This window comes from Paracoccus aestuarii (assembly GCF_028553885.1).
GTDB lineage: Bacteria > Pseudomonadota > Alphaproteobacteria > Rhodobacterales > Rhodobacteraceae > Paracoccus > Paracoccus aestuarii.
Window position 1 is genome coordinate 1,465,769 of sequence record NZ_CP067169.1, and the last position, 19,239, is coordinate 1,485,007.

At 69.3% G+C, this 19,239-nt stretch carries 20 protein-coding genes; 17 read left to right on the forward strand and 3 right to left on the reverse strand.

The window, feature by feature from the left end:
* Positions 1-140: 140 nt before the first annotated feature.
* Positions 141-644 carry a MarR family winged helix-turn-helix transcriptional regulator gene (locus JHW48_RS07515; RefSeq protein WP_119884924.1) on the forward strand — a complete coding sequence of 168 codons (504 nt, stop codon included), beginning with the start codon at positions 141-143 and terminating at the stop codon, positions 642-644.
* Here the strand turns inward: JHW48_RS07515 and gndA are convergent.
* Both gndA and JHW48_RS07525 read right to left on the reverse strand, forming a co-directional pair.
* Entirely contained in the window at positions 632-2,032 is a 1,401-nt protein-coding gene (gndA, locus tag JHW48_RS07520; RefSeq protein WP_119884925.1) for an NADP-dependent phosphogluconate dehydrogenase, read from the reverse strand. The genes JHW48_RS07515 and gndA overlap by 13 nt on opposite strands.
* 126 nt (positions 2,033-2,158) lie before the next feature.
* A complete protein-coding gene (locus JHW48_RS07525) occupies positions 2,159-2,698 on the reverse strand; it encodes a biotin transporter BioY (protein WP_119884926.1) in 540 nt (179 codons plus the stop codon).
* Positions 2,699-3,077: 379 nt separating this feature from the next.
* On the opposite strand from JHW48_RS07525, the gene JHW48_RS07530 reads away from it, so the two are divergent.
* From JHW48_RS07530 to JHW48_RS07570, 9 genes are all read left to right on the forward strand, one after another.
* Positions 3,078-5,372 (forward strand): putative monovalent cation/H+ antiporter subunit A, encoded by a 2,295-nt coding sequence (locus JHW48_RS07530; protein WP_119884927.1) that lies wholly within the window; start codon positions 3,078-3,080, stop codon positions 5,370-5,372.
* Between the two features lie 3 nt (positions 5,373-5,375).
* Positions 5,376-5,792 carry an MnhB domain-containing protein gene (locus JHW48_RS07535; RefSeq protein ID WP_119884928.1) on the forward strand — a complete coding sequence of 139 codons (417 nt, stop codon included), beginning with the start codon at positions 5,376-5,378 and terminating at the stop codon, positions 5,790-5,792.
* 2 nt (positions 5,793-5,794) lie between these two features.
* Complete coding sequence (locus JHW48_RS07540; protein ID WP_119884929.1) at positions 5,795-6,229, forward strand: Na+/H+ antiporter subunit C; 435 nt, start codon at positions 5,795-5,797, stop codon at positions 6,227-6,229.
* Positions 6,226-7,725 carry a Na+/H+ antiporter subunit D gene (locus JHW48_RS07545; RefSeq protein WP_119884930.1) on the forward strand — a complete coding sequence of 500 codons (1,500 nt, stop codon included), beginning with the start codon at positions 6,226-6,228 and terminating at the stop codon, positions 7,723-7,725. The genes JHW48_RS07540 and JHW48_RS07545 overlap by 4 nt, the downstream gene beginning before the upstream one ends.
* On the forward strand, positions 7,722-8,198 hold the full coding sequence (locus JHW48_RS07550) for a Na+/H+ antiporter subunit E (RefSeq protein WP_119884931.1): 477 nt from the start codon (positions 7,722-7,724) through the stop codon (positions 8,196-8,198). The genes JHW48_RS07545 and JHW48_RS07550 overlap by 4 nt, the downstream gene beginning before the upstream one ends.
* A 5-nt stretch (positions 8,199-8,203) precedes the next feature.
* Complete coding sequence (locus JHW48_RS07555; protein WP_205961857.1) at positions 8,204-8,494, forward strand: monovalent cation/H+ antiporter complex subunit F; 291 nt, start codon at positions 8,204-8,206, stop codon at positions 8,492-8,494.
* On the forward strand, positions 8,491-8,850 hold the full coding sequence (gene mnhG, locus JHW48_RS07560; RefSeq protein WP_119884932.1) for a monovalent cation/H(+) antiporter subunit G: 360 nt from the start codon (positions 8,491-8,493) through the stop codon (positions 8,848-8,850). The genes JHW48_RS07555 and mnhG overlap by 4 nt, the downstream gene beginning before the upstream one ends.
* 127 nt (positions 8,851-8,977) lie before the next feature.
* On the forward strand, positions 8,978-10,147 hold the full coding sequence (rnd, locus tag JHW48_RS07565) for a ribonuclease D (protein WP_119884970.1): 1,170 nt from the start codon (positions 8,978-8,980) through the stop codon (positions 10,145-10,147).
* A gap of 7 nt (positions 10,148-10,154) precedes the next feature.
* Positions 10,155-11,120, forward strand: a complete 966-nt coding sequence (locus tag JHW48_RS07570; RefSeq protein ID WP_170152209.1) for a GNAT family N-acetyltransferase — start codon at positions 10,155-10,157, stop codon at positions 11,118-11,120.
* Between the two features lie 7 nt (positions 11,121-11,127).
* Here the strand turns inward: JHW48_RS07570 and JHW48_RS07575 are convergent, their stop codons facing one another.
* Positions 11,128-11,886, reverse strand: a complete 759-nt coding sequence (locus JHW48_RS07575) for a PAS domain-containing protein (RefSeq protein WP_240637675.1) — start codon at positions 11,884-11,886, stop codon at positions 11,128-11,130.
* 194 nt (positions 11,887-12,080) lie between these two features.
* Between JHW48_RS07575 and gmk the strand changes: the two genes are divergently transcribed.
* From gmk to hflC, 7 genes are all read left to right on the forward strand, one after another.
* Complete coding sequence (gene gmk / locus JHW48_RS07580; RefSeq protein WP_170152213.1) at positions 12,081-12,713, forward strand: guanylate kinase; 633 nt, start codon at positions 12,081-12,083, stop codon at positions 12,711-12,713.
* A complete protein-coding gene (locus tag JHW48_RS07585; protein ID WP_119884936.1) occupies positions 12,710-13,234 on the forward strand; it encodes a gamma carbonic anhydrase family protein in 525 nt (174 codons plus the stop codon). The genes gmk and JHW48_RS07585 overlap by 4 nt, the downstream gene beginning before the upstream one ends.
* Before the next feature lie 7 nt (positions 13,235-13,241).
* Positions 13,242-14,342, forward strand: coding sequence for a sensor histidine kinase (locus JHW48_RS07590; protein WP_419182414.1), 1,101 nt, complete (start codon positions 13,242-13,244; stop codon positions 14,340-14,342).
* Between the two features lie 69 nt (positions 14,343-14,411).
* Positions 14,412-15,164: a ribose-5-phosphate isomerase RpiA gene (gene rpiA / locus JHW48_RS07595; RefSeq protein WP_119884938.1), complete on the forward strand. Its 753-nt coding sequence runs from the start codon at positions 14,412-14,414 to the stop codon at positions 15,162-15,164.
* A 1-nt stretch (position 15,165) separates the two neighbouring features.
* The gene (gene gorA, locus JHW48_RS07600; RefSeq protein ID WP_119884939.1) at positions 15,166-16,545 is read left to right on the forward strand and encodes a glutathione-disulfide reductase; all 1,380 of its coding nucleotides are present in this window, start codon (positions 15,166-15,168) and stop codon (positions 16,543-16,545) included.
* 116 nt (positions 16,546-16,661) lie between these two features.
* Positions 16,662-17,969, forward strand: a complete 1,308-nt coding sequence (hflK, locus tag JHW48_RS07605) for an FtsH protease activity modulator HflK (RefSeq protein WP_119884940.1) — start codon at positions 16,662-16,664, stop codon at positions 17,967-17,969.
* A complete protein-coding gene (gene hflC / locus JHW48_RS07610; protein WP_119884941.1) occupies positions 17,969-19,207 on the forward strand; it encodes an SPFH domain-containing protein in 1,239 nt (412 codons plus the stop codon). The genes hflK and hflC overlap by 1 nt, the downstream gene beginning before the upstream one ends.
* Positions 19,208-19,239 lie beyond the last annotated feature (32 nt).

Sequence of the window (19,239 nt, forward strand, 5' to 3'; positions counted from 1 at the left end):
TTTCAGGGAGAATTCAGCCAAGTGCCGGTATCCCAAGGGTTTAATTCACGCCTGCCACACGGGCGCGTGACCGAACAGATTGGGACATCGAAGCGGTCTTTCGATTGTCAGGACGCCCGTGGCGGTGGCATAACGGCGTCATGAGCCGCGATTCCGCCATTCCCCGCACCGATGCCGCGCTGATCGCGCTGCGCCGCATCCTGCGCGCCACCGAACAATATGAACGCGACCTGGCGCAGGCGGCGGGGCTGACCCCGGCCAAGCTGCGGGTGCTGCAGATCCTGTCGGGCGCGCCCGATCGCAGTGCGACGCCGACCCGGCTGGCCGCGCAGATGGGGGTCAGCCAGGCGACCGTCACCGCGCTGGTCGATCAGCTGGACAAGCTGGGCCTGACGCAGCGCCAGCGATCCAGCACGGACCGCCGCCAGATGCATGTCATCCTGACCGATCCCGGGCTGCGCGCCCTGCGCGAGGCGCCCGACGCCCTGCAGCAGCATTTCGTGACCGGCTTTCACGCCCTGCAGGACTGGGAACAGGCGATGCTGGTGGCCAGCCTGGAACGGGTGGCCGCGATGCTGAACGCCCAGGGGATCGACGCATCCCCGATGCTGACCCTGGGCGAGCTGAACCGTCAGGCGGACTGACCCCAAGGCCCGTGATGCCGGTCGGCCCCGTCCAGCCGGTCGAAGCCATGCGCCCCGAAGAAGTCGCGCTGCGCCTGGATCAGGTTGGCGGTGCCGCGCGCGGTGCGCATCATGTCGAACCAGGTCAGCCCCGATGCCAGCGCGGGCAGGGCGTGGCCCGCCGCGATGCCTTGGGACACGACCTGGCGCAGGGCGGGCAGGGATGCCTCGATCAGATCGGCGAAGAACGGGGCCAGCACCAGGTTGCGGCCCGGGTCCTGGGCCAAGGCATCGGCCATGTCGTTCAGCATGGCCGACCGGATGATGCAGCCCGCCCGCCAGACCCGCGCGATGCCCGGCAGGTCCAGCGTCCAGCCGAACCCCTCGGAGGCGCGCGCGATCATCGTGAAGCCTTGGGCATAGCACAGGATCTTGCCCGCGATCAGCGCGCGTTCCAGCGCATCGGCATCCAGCGCGACGGGGCCGGGGGCCGCGCCGAAACGGTCCTGGCCCGCGCGCCGTTCCTCCAGCCGGGCGCTGACATTGCGCGCCATCACCGCGGCCTCGATCACCGGGATGGGGGCGGCGAGGTGCTGCGCCTCGATCGCGGTCCAGCGGCCGGTGCCCTTCTGGCCCGCCCGGTCCAGGATCACGTCGGGCATGGGCTGGCCGGTCAGCGGATCGCGCGCCGCCGTGACCTTGGCCGAGATCTCGATCAGATAGCTGGACAGCGTGCCCTCGTTCCAGCGCGCGAAGATGTCCGAGATCGCCTGCGATTCCAGCGCCAGCCCGTCGCGCATCAGGCCATAGACCTCGGCGATCATCTGCATGTCGGCATATTCGATGCCGTTATGGACCATCTTGACGAAATGCCCCGCCCCCGCATCGCCCATCCGGGCCGCGCAGAGGGTGCCGTCATCGGCGCGGGCGGCGATGGCGGTCATCACAGGGGCCACGCGGTCCCAATCCTCGGCCCGTCCGCCGCCCATGATGGCGGGGCCGTGGCGCGCGCCCTCCTCGCCGCCGGACACGCCCATGCCCAGAAAGCGGAAGGGCAGGTCGGCCGCGTCGCGGCGGTTGGTGTCGTGGAAATCGGCATTGCCCGCGTCGATGACCAGGTCGTCGGCCTCCAGCAGCGGGGCCAGCGCCTGCAGCTGGTCGTCGACGGCTTGGCCCGCGGGGACCATCAGGATGATCGCACGGGGCCGGGCGATGGCGGCGACCAGATCCTGCAGGCTTTCGGTCGGGACGATCCGGGTGGCCAGGTCGCCCGCGGCATCGGCAAAGCGGCGGGTCACCTCGGTCGTGCGGTTCCAGACGGCGATGGGAAAGCCGTTATCGGCAATGTTCAGCGCCAGCGCCGCGCCCATGGTTCCCAATCCGATCAACCCGATCCTGGCCTGCTGCATCGCGATCCCCTGTCATGCGAAAGACATGCGCGATGTGTAATCGAGCCCCGCCCCGCTGTCACCCGCCGAAGGCCATGAAAAAGGGGCCCGCGCGGGGCCCCCGTTCCGGATTGCACGGGCCCGCGATCAGCGGCGGGCAAAGGCCTGCAGCGCCAGCGCGCCCAAGGCGATCTTGACCATGTCGCCCAGGATGAAGGGCGCCACGCCCACCGCCAGCAGCCGGTCGGCCGGCACGAAGGCCGACAGCCAGATCAGCCCCGGCACATAGATCGCGACCGTGCCCGCCAGCATGGCCAGCGCACGCATCCCCAGGCCGCGGCCTTGGGCCAGCCAGCCGGTGACGACCATGGCCAGCGCCATGCCGATCAGGAACCCCGTGGTCGGCCCCGCCAGATAGGCCAGCCCGATCCCGCGTTCCGGCGATCCGGCAAAGACCGGCAGGCCCGCCAGCCCCGCCGCCATATAGGCCCCCATCGCCGCCAGCCCGAGCCGCGGCCCCAGGCCCGCCGCGATGACCAGCACGGCCAGCGTCTGCAGGGTCATCGGCACGGGCCAGAAGGGCACCTGCGCCTTGGCGCCCAGGGCGATCATGGCGGCGGCGGCCAAGGTCAGGCCGGTCTTCATCGCCAGGCTGTTGCCGGCGGCATGGTTGCGGGAAAGCTGCATCCGATGTCCCTTTCGAAGAACGCGAATCACGCGCGGCCGGACCGCGCCATCAGCCTTGCATCAAGACCCCAAGCGCCGGGCCCGCACAAGCCCCCCGCCATGCCGCGCCCCGCGACCGGCCCGCCAAGCGCCCGCCCGGCCGCGGTTTTCGCCCGCCCCGTCCTGCGTCAGACCGTCGCACCCTGCGGCGCGTGCGACGCTTGACCGGCGGGCCTCGGCGCGGGGGCACTTCTTTATAGGGGCCGCGCAGGGGTCGCGGGGCGGGGCGGAATTTTTTTCTGACGCGGCGGCACCAAACCGGGCCCGGTGCGTCTGTTTTCCGCCGGGGAAGGGTGCTAAGACCCTTCGCCAACTGCATGCCGCGACAGAGGTTCGAGACATGGCTGACGACTATCCCAAGGTGGATCGCGTGATGGGGGGGCCTGCGGGCTGGATCTCTGTCGCCTTCCCGGCGATCCTGTTTCTGTATTTCCTGGGGTGGCTGCCCCAGATCGCCCAGGGGCCGCAGGTCCACGGCTTTGATTGGGTGCCCTCGCTCGGGGTGCGCCTGTCGGTGCTGCTGGACGGGCTGAGCCTGACCTTCGCGCTGCTGATCACCGGGATCGGCACGGCGGTCACGCTCTATTCGGCCCGCTATCTGGGCCAGCATCCCGATTATCCCCGATTTGTCAGCTATCTGCTGATGTTCATGGTGGGGATGCTGGGGCTGGTCCTGGCCGACAACCTGATCGCGCTGTTCGTGTTCTGGGAGGTGACGACCATCGCCTCCTATCTGCTGATCGGCTTCAATGCCGACAGCGCCAAGTCGCGGCGTTCGGCGCTGCAGGCGCTGCTGGTCACGGGGACGGGCGGGCTGATCCTGCTGGCGGGCATCATCGTCATCGGCAATGTCGCGGGCACGTTCGAGCTGTCGCAGATCACCCAGCAGGGCGATCTGATCCGCGCCCATCCCTGGTATCTGGCGATCCTGCTGCTGTTCCTGGCAGGGGGCTTCACCAAATCCGCGCAGGTGCCGTTCCATTTCTGGCTGCCCAATGCCATGGCCGCGCCGACGCCGGTTTCGGCCTATCTGCACAGCGCCACGATGGTGAAGGCGGGCGTGTTCCTGATGGCGCGGATGAACCCCGCGCTTGGCGGCACGGATGCCTGGTTCTGGATCCTGACGCTGTTCGGCGGTGTCACGGCGGTCTTCGCCTCGGTCATGGCGCTGCGCCAGACCGACATCAAGCAGGTGCTGGCCTATACCACGCTGATGGCGCTCGGCACGCTGACGATGTTCCTGGGGGCGGGCACGCATTACGCGATCATGGCGGCGATGCTGTTCCTGGTGGTGCATTCGCTCTACAAGGCGGCGCTGTTCTTGATGATCGGCATCGTCGATCACGCCACCGGCACCCGCGAGGCGGGCGTGCTGGGGGGTCTGTCCAAGGCGATGCCGCTGACCGGGCTGGCGGCGGCCATGGCCGCGATCAGCATGGCGGGCATCCCGCCCATGGTCGGCTTCATCGGCAAGGAATTCATGTACAAGGCGGGGCTGGGCCTCGGCGGCTTCGGCGCCTTCTGGGTCACGGTCATGGCCTTCGCCGCATCGGTGATGATGTTCGCCGTCGGCGGGATCGTCGCGCTGAAGCCCTTCCGCGGCGATCTGCGCCCCACGCCCACCGAGGCGCATGAGGGGCCTTGGCCCATGCTGGCCGGGCCGCTGGTCCTGGGCGCGCTGTCGCTGATCTTCGGCCTGGTGCCGGGGGTGCTGGGATATTACCTGGTCGGTCCCGCGACCCATGCCGTCTTCGGCGAGGTGCGTCCCGTGCATCTTTACCTGTGGGGCGGGTTCAACATGGCGCTGGTCCTGTCGATCCTGACCTTCGTGGCGGGCTGGCTGCTCTATCGCCGGCACGAGGCCGTGCGGGCGGGGCTGATGCGGTTCGAATCCCGCAACCCGGTCGATTTCGACGCGGGCTGGGACCGCCTGCTGGAGGGGTTCAAGGCCATGGCCGCCTGGCAGACCCGGATCATCCAGAACGGCGACCTGCCGCGCTACATGGCGGTCACCTTCGCCACCTTCGTGGTGCTGGTGGGCGGCACCTTCATCCTGCGCGGCGCCTTCGCGACCGGGGTGGGGATGACCACCGACGGCGTGCATCCGATCCAGTGGACGGTGCTGGCGCTGATCATCGCGGGCGCCGTGCTGACGGTGATGACCCACAGCCGCATGACCGCTGTGGCGGGCATGGGCGCCGCGGGCATCGGGGTCGCGCTGCTCTTCATCATGTTCAGCGCGCCGGACGTGGCCATCACCCAGCTGCTGGTCGAGGTTCTGGTCGTCGTGCTGGTCAGCCTGGCGATGCTGCGGCTGCCCTATCTGCCGCGGCGCACCAAGGGCGGGTTCCGCACCGGCCATGCGGTCATCGCGGGCGGCATGGGGCTGATCACCACGCTGCTGATGACCTCGATGCTGGCGGGGGCCTTCGATCCGCGCCTGACCCAGTTCTTCGAGGCGGCCTCCTATCCCGAGGCCTTCGGGCGCAACATCGTGAACGTGATCCTGGTCGATTTCCGCACCGTGGACACGTTCGGGGAAATCGTCGTCGTCGCCATCGCCGCGATCGGCGCGCTGGCCCTGCTGCGCGGCGGATCGCCCCGCAGCCGGACCGACGCGGAAAAGGAGGGCTGAGACATGCAATCGCTGATCCTGACCACCACCACGCGCCTGCTGGCGGCCCTGCTGCTGATGTTTTCGGTCTATTCGCTGCTGCGCGGGCATAACCTGCCCGGCGGCGGCTTCATCGGCGGGCTGATCGGGGCGACGGCCTTCATCCTCTATACCATCGCGACATCGGTGGACGAGGCGCGGACCGCGCTGCGGATCGACCCGTCGAACCTGGCGATGCTGGGCCTGGGGGTCGCGGGCCTGTCGGGCCTGGCCGCGGGCTTCTTCGGCCAGCCCTTCTTCACCGGCCAGTGGCTGTTCCTGTTTCAGGACGGCGACAGCTACCTGCCGATCTCATCCGTCCTGTTTTTCGATATCGGAGTCTACATGGCCGTCTTCGGCGGAATCCTGACCCTGGTCTTTGCCATGGAACAGGAGATCTGAACGTGGAGCTTCTTCTGTCCCTGACCATCGGCGTGCTGGTGGCGACATCGACCTATCTGATGCTGGACCGCAATGTGCTGCGCTTCCTGTTCGGGCTGGTGCTGCTGTCCAATGCCGTCAACCTGGTGATCTTTGCCGCGGGCCGCCTGACGGCCGGTGCGCCGCCCCTGATCGACGCGGGCGAATACGCCCCCACCGGCGTGGTGGCCAATGCGCTGCCGCAGGCGCTGGTGCTGACGGCCATCGTCATCGGCTTCGGCCTGCTGGCCTTCACGCTGGCGCTGGTCTATCGCACCTTCATGACGCTCGGCACCGTCAACAGCGACGAGATGCGCATCGCCGAACCGCGCGACGGCCGTGACGAGGATACCGGCAGGCTGGGCCTGGGCCGGGCCAATCCCGACAAACCCGCCACCGGGCAGGAGGCCGGAATATGAGCTGGCTTCTGGTCTATCCCATCCTGATCCCGCTGTTCACGGCGGTCCTGGCCTATCTGTTCCGCAACTCCCCCGCCGGGCGCTGGATTTCGGTCGTGGGCACGCTGGCGCTGCTGCTGGCCTCGGTCATGCTGATGTCCGAGGTGCTGGACCAAGGCGTCGTCGCGGGCCAGATGTCGAACTGGGACGCGCCCTTCGGCATCACCCTGGCGGCGGACCTCCTGGGCGCGGTCATGGTCGTGATCACCGCGATCACCGGCCTGGCCACCGTCATCTACACCTTGGCCGAGATCCCCGAGCGGCTGGAGAAGCTGGGCTTTCACGCCCTGCTGCAGACCCTGCTGATGGGCGTCTGCGGGTCCTTCCTGACGGGCGACCTGTTCAACCTCTATGTCTGGTTCGAGGTCATGCTGATCTCCAGCTTCGGCCTCTTGGTCCTGGGCGGGACGCGCGAACAACTGGATGGCGGCATCAAGTATGTGCTGCTGAACCTGGTCTCGACCATCATGTTCCTGGCGGGGATCGGGCTGCTCTACGGCATGACCGGTACGCTGAACATGGCCGACCTGCACCTGGCCGTCCGCCAGGTCGAGAACCAGGGCCTGCTGACCACGGTCGCGGTGATGTTCATGGTGGCCTTCGGGGTCAAGGCGGCGCTGTTCCCGCTGTTCTTCTGGCTGCCGGCCTCCTATCACACGCCGCCGGTCGCGGTCTCGGCGATCTTTGCGGGCCTGCTGACCAAGGTGGGCGTCTATGCGCTGATCCGCATGTTCACGCTGATCTTCGACCAGGATGTGGGCTTCACCCATACGCTGCTGCTGTGGCTGGCGGTGGTGACCATGGTCACCGGCGTCCTTGGCGCGGCGGCGATGAACGATTTCCGCCGCATCCTGTCCTTCCACATCATCAGCCAGATCGGCTACATGGTGCTGGGCCTGGCGCTCTATACGCCCCTGGGGCTGGTGGGTGCGGTCTTCTACCTGGTCCACCACATCATCGTGAAGGCGAACCTGTTCTTCGTCGCGGGCGTGGCCAAGCGTATTGCGGGGTCCACGGACCTGTCGCGGATCGGGGGGCTTTACGCCCATGCGCCGGTCCTGGCCTTCCTGTTCCTGATCCCGGCATTCTCGCTGGCGGGCTTTCCGCCGCTGTCGGGCTTCTGGGCCAAATACGTCGTCGTCAAGGCCGCCCTGGACCTGGAGATGTGGTTCGTCGCGGGCGTGTCGCTGGCCGTGGGCCTGCTGACGATCTTCTCGATGACCAAGATCTGGGGCGCGGCCTTCTGGCCGTCCCATCCCGACGGGATCAAGCCGCGCCTGTCGGACATCCCCACGGGCGAGCGCATGGCCCTGATGCTGCCCATCGTGGCCTTGGCCGCGCTGACCTGCATCATCGGCCTTTTCCCCGAACCCTTCGTGCAGTTCGCCGAGCGGTCGGCGCAGCAGCTGCTTGATCCGACCGAATATGTCACGACCGTCCTGGGGGTGCAGCCATGAACCTCTTTGCCATCAACATGGTGCTGGCCTTTGCCTGGGTCGCGCTGACCGGGGGGATGACCCTGGGGGGGCTGCTCACCGGCTTTCTGGTGGGTCTGGCCGCGATGTGGGTCGTCCGGCCGCTGTTCCCGGAAACGGGGCGCTATTTCCTGCGGCTCTATTACTGGGCGCGGCTGATCGTGATGTTCGTCTACGAGCTGGTCATCAGCTCGCTGCCGGTGGTGCGCGACGTGATGACGCCGGGACAGGCATCGAACCCGGCGCTGATCTCGGTGCCGCTGACGGTGACATCGGACCTGCAGATCACGCTGCTGGCGAACTTCATCTCGCTGACGCCGGGGACGCTGTCGCTGGACGTGTCCAAGGATCGCAGCACGCTCTACATCCACGCGATGTTCGCCGACGACCCTGACGCGATCCGCGCGCAGATCACCAACCGGTTCGAAGTCTGGGTCCGGGAGGCTACGGAGTGAACGACATGAGCATTCTGGATTACGCGATCATCCTGGGCTTTGCCCTGGTCATCCTGGGCGTGACGCTGGCCGCGATCCGGCTGGTGCGCGGCCCGACCCTGGCCGACCGCATCGTGGCCTTGGACGCGATGACGGTGCAGCTGGTCTCGTTCGGGGGTCTGGCGGCGCTGCAGGCGGCCAATGCGGGCTTTCTGGACGTGGCGGTGGTGCTGGCGCTGGTGGGCTTTCTGGCCACCGTCTGCCTGGCGCGATACCTGGAACGCCGCATCCTGCTGGCGGCGGAGGACCTGACATGATCACCGAGCTGGTTGTCTCCTTCTTCGTCATCTCGGGCGGCATCTTCTGCTTTGCCGCGGGGCTGGGGCTGTTGCGCCTGCCGGATCTGCTGACGCGGATGCATGCCTCGACCAAGGCGGGCACCCTGGGATCCGGCCTGATCCTGGTGGCCGTGGCGATCAACTTTGCCGAAGGCACGGTCATCGCCCGCGCGGTGGCGGCGATCCTGTTCCTGCTGCTGACGGCGCCGGTCGCGGCGCATCTGATCGGGCGCGCGGCCTTCCGCACCGGTGTGCCCATGGCCGACAGGACCGAATGCGAGCCGGGCGTGGCCGAGGCCCTGCGCGAACGGCCCGGCGAAAAGGCCCCCGAATAGGGGCAGGGGCCGCGCCCCGCACGGGCGCGGCCGCCGAAACGGGGCTTTCCAAACGCGGCGCATGGGCGTAAATCGTCGGGATTGGCGGACGAACCGCCCGTTCCGAAAGAGCCGAATGAGCCACGACATCCCCACCATCACCCGCACCGAAGACCTGGCCCGTTTCTGCGAGGCCGCGAAATCCGCCCCCTATGTCACCGTCGACACGGAATTCCTGCGCGAGCGGACCTATTGGTCCAAGCTGTGCCTGATCCAGCTGGCCGTGCCGCCCGCATCGACGACCCGCGACGCCGGGGGCGAGGCCGTGCTGGTCGATCCCCTAGCCGAGGGGCTGTCGCTGGAACCGCTCTATGACCTGTTCCGCCATACCGGCACGGTCAAGGTCTTCCATGCCGCGCGCCAGGACCTGGAGATCTTTCACCACGACGCGGGCATCTTTCCCACGCCCATGTTCGACACCCAGGTCGCGGCGATGGTCTGCGGCTTTGGCGAACAGGTCGGGTATGAGACCCTGGTCCGCAAGATTGCCAAGGCGAACCTGGACAAGTCCTCGCGCTTCACCGACTGGTCGCGCCGGCCGCTCTCGGATGCCCAGGCCGCCTATGCGCTGGCCGATGTGACGCATCTGCGGGTGATCTATGAATTCCTGTCGGCCGAGCTGAGGAAGACCGGGCGCGAGGCCTGGCTGGCCGAGGAGATGGCCGTCCTGACCGACCCCGAGACCTATATCACCCGCCCGGAGGAGGCCTGGATGAAGGTGCGCACCCGCACCAATTCGCCGCGCTTCCTGGCGATCCTGCGGGAACTGGCGCGGTTCCGGGAATCCTATGCCCAGGCCCGCGACATCCCCCGGTCGCGCGTCTACAAGGATGACGCGATGATCGAGCTGGCCTCGACCAAGCCGCAGAACGAGGGCGATCTGGGCAAGTCCCGCCTGCTGCTGCGCGAGGCCCGCAAGGGCGATATCGCCGCCGGCATCCTGGCCGCCGTCAAGGCCGGGCTGGAGGCGCGCGACCTGCCCCAGCCCCGCAATGACGAACCGGGCAAGCCGGGCAATGCCGCCCTGTCGGACCTGCTGCGCGTGCTGCTGAAGGCCAAGGCCGATGCGGCGGGGGTGGCGCCCAAGCTGATCGCCTCATCTGCGGATCTGGATGCGATCGCCACGGGCGAACGCGACCTGCCCGCGCTGCAGGGCTGGCGGGCCGAGGTCTTCGGCCAGGACGCGCTGCGGCTGGCGGATGGCCAGATCGCGCTGTCGGCCAAGGGCGGTGCCGTCCGGGTCGTTCCGGCGGGCTGAGGGCGCGATGGATCACCCCGTCATCCTGTCGCGGCCATGGCCCGAAGATGCGGGGCGGATCACCCGCGCCCTGGCCGATTGGGACACGGTGCGCTGGCTGACCACGCTGCCTTGGCCATACCGGCTGGAGGATGCGCGCGACTTCATCGCCGTGGCCGGGCTGGACGAATATGCGATCCGCATGGACGACGCGCTGGTCGGCATGGTCCAGGCGGGCCGCGTCTTCGGCATCTGGATCGCGCCCGACTGCCAAGGGCGCGGCATCGGCCAGCGGGCGGCGGTCCTGGCGCTGTCGCGGCTGTTCGCGACGGGCGCGGCCTCGGTCCAGGCGCATTGCCTGCTGGGCAATCACCGGTCGCGCCACCTGCTGGACCGGATGGGATTTGTGGAAACCGGCCGCCTGACCCTGCAATCGCGCCCCCAAGGCGGCCCGGTCGAGGCCCATGCGCTGGAGCTGACCCGCGCGGGTTTTGCGGCGCGCCATGCCTTTTCCGTCACCACGCCGCGCCTGCGGATCGATACGCTGCGCCCGCAGGACGGCCCGGATCTGGACCGGCTGCTGGCCGATCCCCGCATCGCGCGGATGATCCCGGCGACCGCCCCGGACCTTGGGGCGGATCAGGGCGACGGGCTGGGCCTGCCCCTGCGGCTGGCCGTGCGCCGGGACGGGCGGATGATCGGCGCGGTGGGCGTGACGGCGGACCGCCCGCCGATGCTGCGCTTTCTGCTGGACCCCGATCACGCCGGTCAGGGCCTGGGGCAGGAGATGGTCGCCGCCGTCCTGGCCGAACTGGCCGCCCGCCATGACCTGCCCGAGATCGCGGCGGAATGTTTCCTCGACGACCTTGCGGCGCGGCATCTGCTGAAGAACCAGGGCTTTCGCCGGTTTGAGGACATGACCCTGCCCGCCGCGCGGGCCGAGGGGCGGTCGGCGGCCGCGCTCTATCGCTGGCGGCGGGGGCTCTTGGCCTGAGGGCCGGTCACTCCGTCTCGGGTGCGGTCTGGATCACGCGGAACATCGCGCGCCGTTCCTCGGGCGTTTCCGGCGGGGGCGCGGTGGTGACCGTCGGCGGGGCGCGCCGGCCCGGGCGGCGGGCGAATTCCGCGCTGCCCTCGGCAAAGCCGATGGTCGAGGGCGAAGGGGTGACGGTCTTGCCGCCCTCGATGATCGGCATCACCTCATCGTCGATCAGATCGAAGCGGCGCGGCGCGATGCCGGTATCGCCCTCGGCCACCAGGCAGCCCAGGGCGCGCGTCACGTCGCCCAGATCCGACCGCAGCGGCAGGAGCAGCATCTGCGCGGACAGGGCGGGGCGGGCATAATCGGCCTTGCCATGCAGCGTCAGCCGCGCGATCTGGGGTGCCTTGAACACGCTTTCCAGCACGTCCGAGAACCGCCCCCGCGACGTCGTGTTCAGAAAGGCGCAGATCGGCATGCCGCGCACCTCCATCCCCATCAGGTCGATCAGGTGCCGCCCCGCCAGGCGCAGGCGTCCCGCCCCCGGCGCGATCCGTTCCAGGATGAAGGCGTAATCCAGCGTCCGAGCGATGCCGCGCGGGTCCACGTCCGACCGCGCCGGAATGGCCCGCCCGCGGCGGATGCCGTCCCAGTAATCGCGCATCTCGCGCAGGACGCGGTCCGGGCGGCAGGTCTCGTAATCCTGCAGGCGCAGGATCTGGCCGGCCGCGTCCTGCGGCAGGCCCGTCTTGCTGTCCGTTCCCTCTTCGCGTTCCGACAACGGTCCACCCTTCACACTTCGTCCGGCCTGCCAGAGGCCGATCTCACACCCCACCATAACGCGGATGACCGCCCCGCGCCGAGTCATTTCCTGAACAAATGGTTAAGATCGTCGCGACCGCCGGGTCTTGACCGGGGCGCCCTGTCGTTGCATCCCGGGCCGGGACGACGGAAGGGCAAGGATAGTTCGCCATGATCGACCGCACCGGCCTGATGGTCATCCTGTCATCGCCGTCGGGGGCGGGCAAATCGACCCTGGCCCGGCGCCTGATGGTTTGGGACCCGGCACTGCGCTTTTCGGTCTCGGCCACGACGCGGGCGCCCCGCCCGGGCGAGGTCGACGGCCAGCATTACCATTTCACCACCCGCGCGGAGTTCATGGCCCTGGTCCGCGACGGCCAGATGCTGGAACATGCCGAGGTCTTCGGCAATCTCTATGGCAGCCCGCGCGGCCCGGTCGAGGCGGCCATGCAGGCCGGGCGCGACACGCTCTTCGACGTGGACTGGCAGGGCGGCCAGCAGATCCGCGCATCGGCCCTGGGGGCCCATGTCGTGTCGATCTTCGTGCTGCCGCCATCCCTGCCGGAGCTGGAGCGCCGCCTGCGCGGCCGCGGCCAGGACAGCGACGAGGTCATCGCCGGGCGCATGCTGAAAAGCCGGTCCGAGATCAGCCATTGGGCCGAATACGATTACGTCCTGGTCAATGACGACCTGGACCAGACCGAGGCGCGGATGCGCGCCATCCTGACCGCCGAACGCCTGCGCCGCGACCGCCAGGCGGGCCTGGGCGGTTTCGTGCAGCGCCTGATGGCCGAGGAGGCACCGTGATCTGGACCCTGGACGACCGCAGCCCCGCCATCGCCGACAGCGCCTGGATCGCGCCCGATGCCCAGGTCATGGGCCATGTCGAGATCGCCGATCACGGCTCGGTCTGGTTCGGGGCGGTGCTTCGGGGCGACAATGACCTGATCCGGGTGGGGCAGGGCAGCAATGTCCAGGACCTGTGCTGCCTGCATACCGATCCGGGCTTTCCGCTGGTGATCGGGGCCGATTGCACCATCGGCCACCGCGCGATCCTGCATGGCTGCCGGATCGGGGACGGGGCGCTGGTCGGCATGGGCGCCACCATCCTGAACGGCGCCGTCATCGGCGAGGGCGCGCTGATCGGCGCCGGCGCCCTGATCCCCGAGGGGCGCGAGATCCCCGCCGGTGCCCTGGTCATGGGCGCGCCGGGCCGGGTGGTGCGGATGCTGGACGTTGCCGCGCGGGCCGGACTGCGCGGATCGGCCGCCCGCTACCGCGAGAACGCGGCCCGGTTCCGGGCGGGCCTTGCCCCGCGGGCGGGCTGAGATGGCCTTGGCCTCGCGTCGCTTGGCGGGGTTTCTGGACGCGGTGCCCGTGCCCATGCTGGCCGTGGACCGCGACGCGCGGGTGGCGGCGGCCAATGCGCTGGCCGCGGCCCTGCTGGGCGCGGATCTGGAGGGGCGGCCCTTCGTGACCGTCCTGCGCCACCCCGCGATCCTGCGCGCCGTCGATTGGGCGCTGGACCCGACCGAGGCGCCCCAGCCCCCCCATGACCCCGCCTTGCCCAAGCCGCCCGACGGGGTGGTGACGCTGCGCGCCAACTGCGCCGCCGACGGGCGCGAGATCCTGGCCGAGGTGACCGTCGCGCCGTTGCCCGCCGCCTTGGGGCGCGGCGCGACCATCGCTGTGCAGGACCGCAGCATGGCCGAAGAGGCCGAACAGATGCGCCGCGATTTCGTGGCCAATGTCAGCCACGAGCTGAAGACCCCTTTGACCGCCATGACCGGCTTCATCGAGACGCTGCGCGGCCCCGCCCGCGACGATGCCCGCGCCCGCGACCGCTTTCTGGACATCATGGAACGCGAGGCCGGGCGCATGAACCGGCTGATCAGCGACCTGCTGTCGCTGAGCCGCGTTCAGGCCGAGGAACGCCAGCGCCCGGCGGGGCGCGTGGACCTGCCGGGCCTGCTGCGCGGCACGCTGGCCATGCTGGGCCCGCGGATCGAGGCGGCGGGCGTCGTGGTGCGGACCCAGGGGCTGGACCAGCCGCTGCGCCTGCCGGGCGATACCGACCAGCTGACCCAGGTCTTTCAGAACCTGATCGAGAACGCGGTGAAATACGGGGGGTCCGGCGGGGTGCTGCGGGTGTCGCTGTCGCGCATCCCGCATGAGGCTGTGCTGCGCGGCCCGGCCTGGGCGGTCACGATCGAGGATCACGGCGACGGGATCGAGGAACAGCACCTGCCGCGGCTGACCGAACGCTTCTATCGCGTGGACGGGCACCGGGCGCGCGCGCAGGGCGGCACCGGGCTGGGCCTGGCCATCGTCAAGCATATCGTGAACCGCCATCGCGGCCGGCTGCGCATCGACAGCCGCGTGGGCGAGGGCAGCCGCTTCACCGTGGTCCTGCCCGAGACGGCCGGTCGGGGCTGACCGGTTCCTCTCGCCCTTGGCGGCGGCTTGTCCTATAAGGCCGCCAGATGTTGGCAAGGGGATGTCGTCATGTCGCAATCGCAAGGGGTCGATCCGGCCAAGCTGGCCGCCGCACGGGCCGCCGTCGCCATGGTCGAGGACGGGATGAGGCTGGGTCTGGGCACCGGCTCGACCGCGGCGATCATGGTGCGCGAACTGGCCGCGCGGGTCGCGGCCGAAGGGTTGACGCTGCGCTGCGCCGCGACCTCGCGCGCGACGGCCGAACTGGCCGAGAGCCTGGGCCTGCGGATCGAGACGCTGGACCAGATCGGCTGGCTGGACCTGACCATCGACGGCGCCGACGAGGTCGACCCGCATCTGCACCTGGTCAAGGGCGGGGGTGCCGCCCATCTGCGCGAGAAGGTCGTGGCCGCGGCCAGCGACCGCATGGTCGTCGTGGCCGACCCCGCCAAGGTGGTCGAGACCTTGGGCGCCTTTCCCCTGCCGGTCGAGGTTCTGGAATTCGGCTTCGAGACGACGCGCAAGCTGATCCGCCGCGCGCTGGAGGCGCAGGATCTGGGCGAATGCGACGTGCTGCAGCGCCTGCGCGGCAGCGATCCGGTCATCACCGACGAGGGCAACCTGATCCTGGACCTGCATCTGGCCCGGATCGAGGATCCCGTCGCCTTGGCCCGCGCGCTTTCGGCCATTCCGGGAGTGGTGGAACACGGGCTGTTTCTGGGCATGTGCGATCTGGCCATCATCGGGCGCGAGGATGGCAGCGTGATCGAGCTGGCACGCAACGACATCGATGCCGACATGCTGGCCCAGGAAGGGGAATGAGATGAGCTTCGACTACGACCTCTTCGTCATCGGCGGCGGTTCGGGCGGGGTCCGGGGGGCGCGGATCGCGGCGGGCGAACATGGCGCCAAGGTCGGGCTGGCCGAGGAAAGCCGCATGGGCGGCACTTGCGTCATCCGCGGCTGCGTGCCCAAGAAGCTGATGATCTTTGCCTCCCAGGCCGGGCTGATGGCCGAGGAGATGCGCGGCTATGGCTGGTGCGGCGCGCAGGCAGGCGCATTCGACTGGACCGTCTTCCGCGAGAAGCTGGATGCCGAGCTGACCCGGCTGGAGCTGATCTATCGCGCGGGCCTGACCCGCGCGGGCGTCGAGATCCACGACCAGCGCGCCACGCTGATCGGCCATCACGAGGTCCGCCTGGCCGATGGCACGGTGAAATCCGCCCGCCACATCCTGATCGCCGCCGGCGGCCGCCCCGCGCGGATCGGCATCCCGGGCGAGGAACTGGCGATGGTCTCGGACGACCTGTTCCTGATGGACCGCCTGCCGGGGCGGGTGCTGCTGGTGGGCGGCGGCTTCATCGCCTGTGAATTCGCCACGATCCTGGCGGGGCTGGGGGTGGACACGGTCCAGGCCTATCGCGGCAATGCGGTCCTGCGCGGCTTCGACCGCGAGGCGCGCGACCTGGCGACGCTGCAGCTGAGCGCGGTGGGGGTGGATCTGCGCCTCGGCCTGACGCCCGTGGCGCTGGAACGCGACGGCGAGGGCATCCGCGTGCGCTTCGACGATGGGACGGAGGAGCGCTTCGACGCGGTGCTGATGGCGGCGGGGCGCGCGCCCTATACCGCAGGGCTGGGGTTGGAGAATACCGAGGTCCGCCTGACGCCCAACGGCGCGATCGAGGTCGATGACTGGTCGCAGACCTGCGTGCCCTCGATCTTTGCGGTGGGGGACGTGACCGACCGGGTGAACCTGACCCCCGTGGCGATCCGCGAGGGGCATGCCTTTGCCGACACGGTCTTTGGCGCGCGGCCCCGGACGGTCGATCACGGCCTGGTCGCCAGCGCCGTCTATCTGCGCCCGCATGAGCTGGCCACCGTGGGCCTGACCGAGGAACAGGCCAAGGCGCGCGGCCCGGTCGATGTCTATGCCACGACCTTCCGCCCGATGCGGTCGATGTTCGCGGGCAGCGACGCCAAGGTGATGATGAAGCTGCTGGTCGATCCCGCCGACGACCGGGTGCTGGGCTGTCACATCTTCGGCCCCGAGGCGGGCGAGATGATCCAGCTGGCCGCCATCCCCATCGGCATGGGCGCCACCAAGGCCCAGTTCGACGCGACCATCGCGGTCCACCCGACCGCCGCCGAGGAACTGGTCACCATGCGCGCGCCTGCGCGCCGGCATCAGGGGGTGGGCGGCTGACATTCCCGTGGGCGCGGCCTTGGGTCGCGTCTGCGGCGCCCGGGCAGGGTTGCATTTCCCCGCCCTGGGCACCAGTTTTCAACCAACGGAAATACCAGCGAAAGAAGGTCTGACGGATGGCAAATCAGGGCCCCTGGGGCGGAGGCGGCGGCGGAAATGGCGGCCGGGGTGACGGGGATGGGGACAAGAAGCCCGCAAACCGGCCTTGGGGGGCACAGCCGCCGAACGGATCGCGTCGTCCCGGACCGGGGGGCGAACCGCCCCGACCCGAGATCGAAGACCTGATGAAGAAGGGCCAGGAACGCCTGCGCGTCCTGATGGGCGGCCGGAACGGCAATGGCGGCGGCATGAACGGCGGCGGCCATGGCCGCGGCCCCTCCGGCCCCAACTTCCAGATCAACCGTTCGACCCTGGCCGTGGCAGGTCTGGTGGTGGCGGGTCTCTGGGCCTTTGCCAGCTTCTATCGGGTGCAAACGAACGAACAATCGGTCGAGTTCCTGTTCGGCCGCGCCATCTCGGTCGGGACCGAGGGTCTGAACTTTGCCCCCTGGCCCGTCGTCACCGCCGAGGTCGTGTCCGTCACCAACGAACGCGTGACCGAGATCGGCACCGGCGCCGCGGGCCCGATGGATAGCGGGCTGATGCTGACCCGCGACCAGAACATCGTGGACATGGAATACCAGGTCGTCTGGAATATCCGCGACCCGCAGATGTTCCTGTTCAACCTGGCCGATCCCGCCGACACGATCCGCGCCGTGTCCGAGGCCGCGATGCGCGACATCATCGCGCGCAGCGAACTGGCCCCCATCCTGAACCGCGACCGCGGCGCCATCGCCACGGACCTTCAGGCGGCGGTGCAGAACACGCTGGACGCCTATCAGTCGGGCATCAACGTCGTCCGGGTCAACCTGGACCGCGCCGACCCCCCGGCCGAGGTGATCGACGCCTTCCGCGAGGTCCAGGCCGCCCAGCAGGAACGCGACCGCCTGCAGAACGAGGCCGACGCCTATGCCAACCGCGAACTGGCCGCAGCCCGCGGTCAGGCCGCCCAGATCCTGGAACAGGCCGAGGCCTATCGCGCCGAGGCGGTCAACACCGCCGTCGGTGAAGCCTCGCGCTTCAACTCGATCTACGAGGAATATGTGAACGCGCCCGACGTGACCCGTCGCCGGATGTATCTGGAGACGATGGAGCAGGTCCTGGGCGACGTGAACAAGATCATCATCGGCGAGGGCATCGCCGGCGGCGAGGGTGGATCGGGCGTCGTGCCCTATCTGCCGCTGGACCAGCTGCGCGGCACCCAAGGCGGCCAGACGGGCAGCCAGACCGGCGGCACCCAGCCCAATACCAGCGCGACCGCCTCGCCCGGGGCATCGCAGACGACCGGCCCGGCCGGAACCACGACCAGCGGAGGGACGAACTGATGGCCGGACGCAAGACCCTGTTGGGAACCCTGGCCATCCCGGCCGTCGTCGCGGTGGCCGTCGTCGTCGCATCCTCGCTGTTCATCGTGGACGAGCGCGAGAAGGCGCTGGTCCTGCGGCTTGGCCGCGTCGTCGACGTGCAGGAGACGCCGGGCCTGAACTTCAAGCTGCCCTTCGTGGACAATGTCGTCAAATATGACGGCCGGATCCTGGGCCTGCCGACCAGCCCGCTGGAGGTCACGCCGCTGGACGACCGCCGCCTGGTGGTCGATGCCTTCGCCCGCTTTCGGATCACCGATCCGGTGCGCTTCCGCCAGGCGGTCGGCGTGCAGGGCGTGTCGGGCGCGCAGATGCGGCTGGAACCCATCGTCCGCAACGCCATCCGCGAGGTTCTGGGTACCGTCCCGTCGACCGCCGTTCTGTCGGACGACCGGACCAGCCTGATGAACCAGATCCGCAACGAGGCGCGCAACAACTCGGCCGGTCTGGGGATCGAGATCATCGACGTCCGCCTGACCCGCACCGACCTGCCCGAGCAGAATCTGAATGCCACCTATGCCCGGATGCGCGCCGAACGCGCGCGCGAGGCCGCCGACGAGGTCGCGCGCGGTAACGAGGCCGCGCAGCGCGTCCGCGCCGCCGCCGACCGGACCGTGGTCGAGCTGACCTCTGAGGCGCAGCGCCGGTCCGAGATCGTGCGAGGCGAGGCCGATGCGCAGCGCAACGCCATCTATGCCGACGCCTATGGCCGCGATCCGGAATTCTTTGCCTTCACGCGGTCGCTGACCTCCTATCAGCGGGCGCTGCGCGGGGATAACAGCTCGCTGGTGCTGCAGCCGAACAGCGAATTCTTCACCTATCTGTCCACCGACGGTGCGGCGGATGCGAGCCCGGCCTCGACGCCGGTGCCGGCGGGGAATTCGGCCGAACGGCTCGGGCTGGAACTGGGGCAGAACGGCGGCGAGGAACAGCTGGTCTCGCCCGAGCTCTATGACAGCGAGGGCAACCGGATCGGCGAATCCGCCGGCGTCGAGCTGACCCCGCTGCCCGAGAGCCTGGCCACGCCGCCGCAGGAAGAGGGTGGCATCCTGCAGCCCGAATCGCCGGTGGACCTGGACAGCCCCGCCGCGGGCGAGGGCGAGGCCGCCCCCGAGGCGGAGCCGGTCCCCGCACCCGAGACGCCTGTCGAGGAGGTCCCCACCCAGGAGGCACCTGAGGAACCGGTCCCGGCCAACTGACCGGGGACGCGCGTTGCCATGCGGACGGGCGG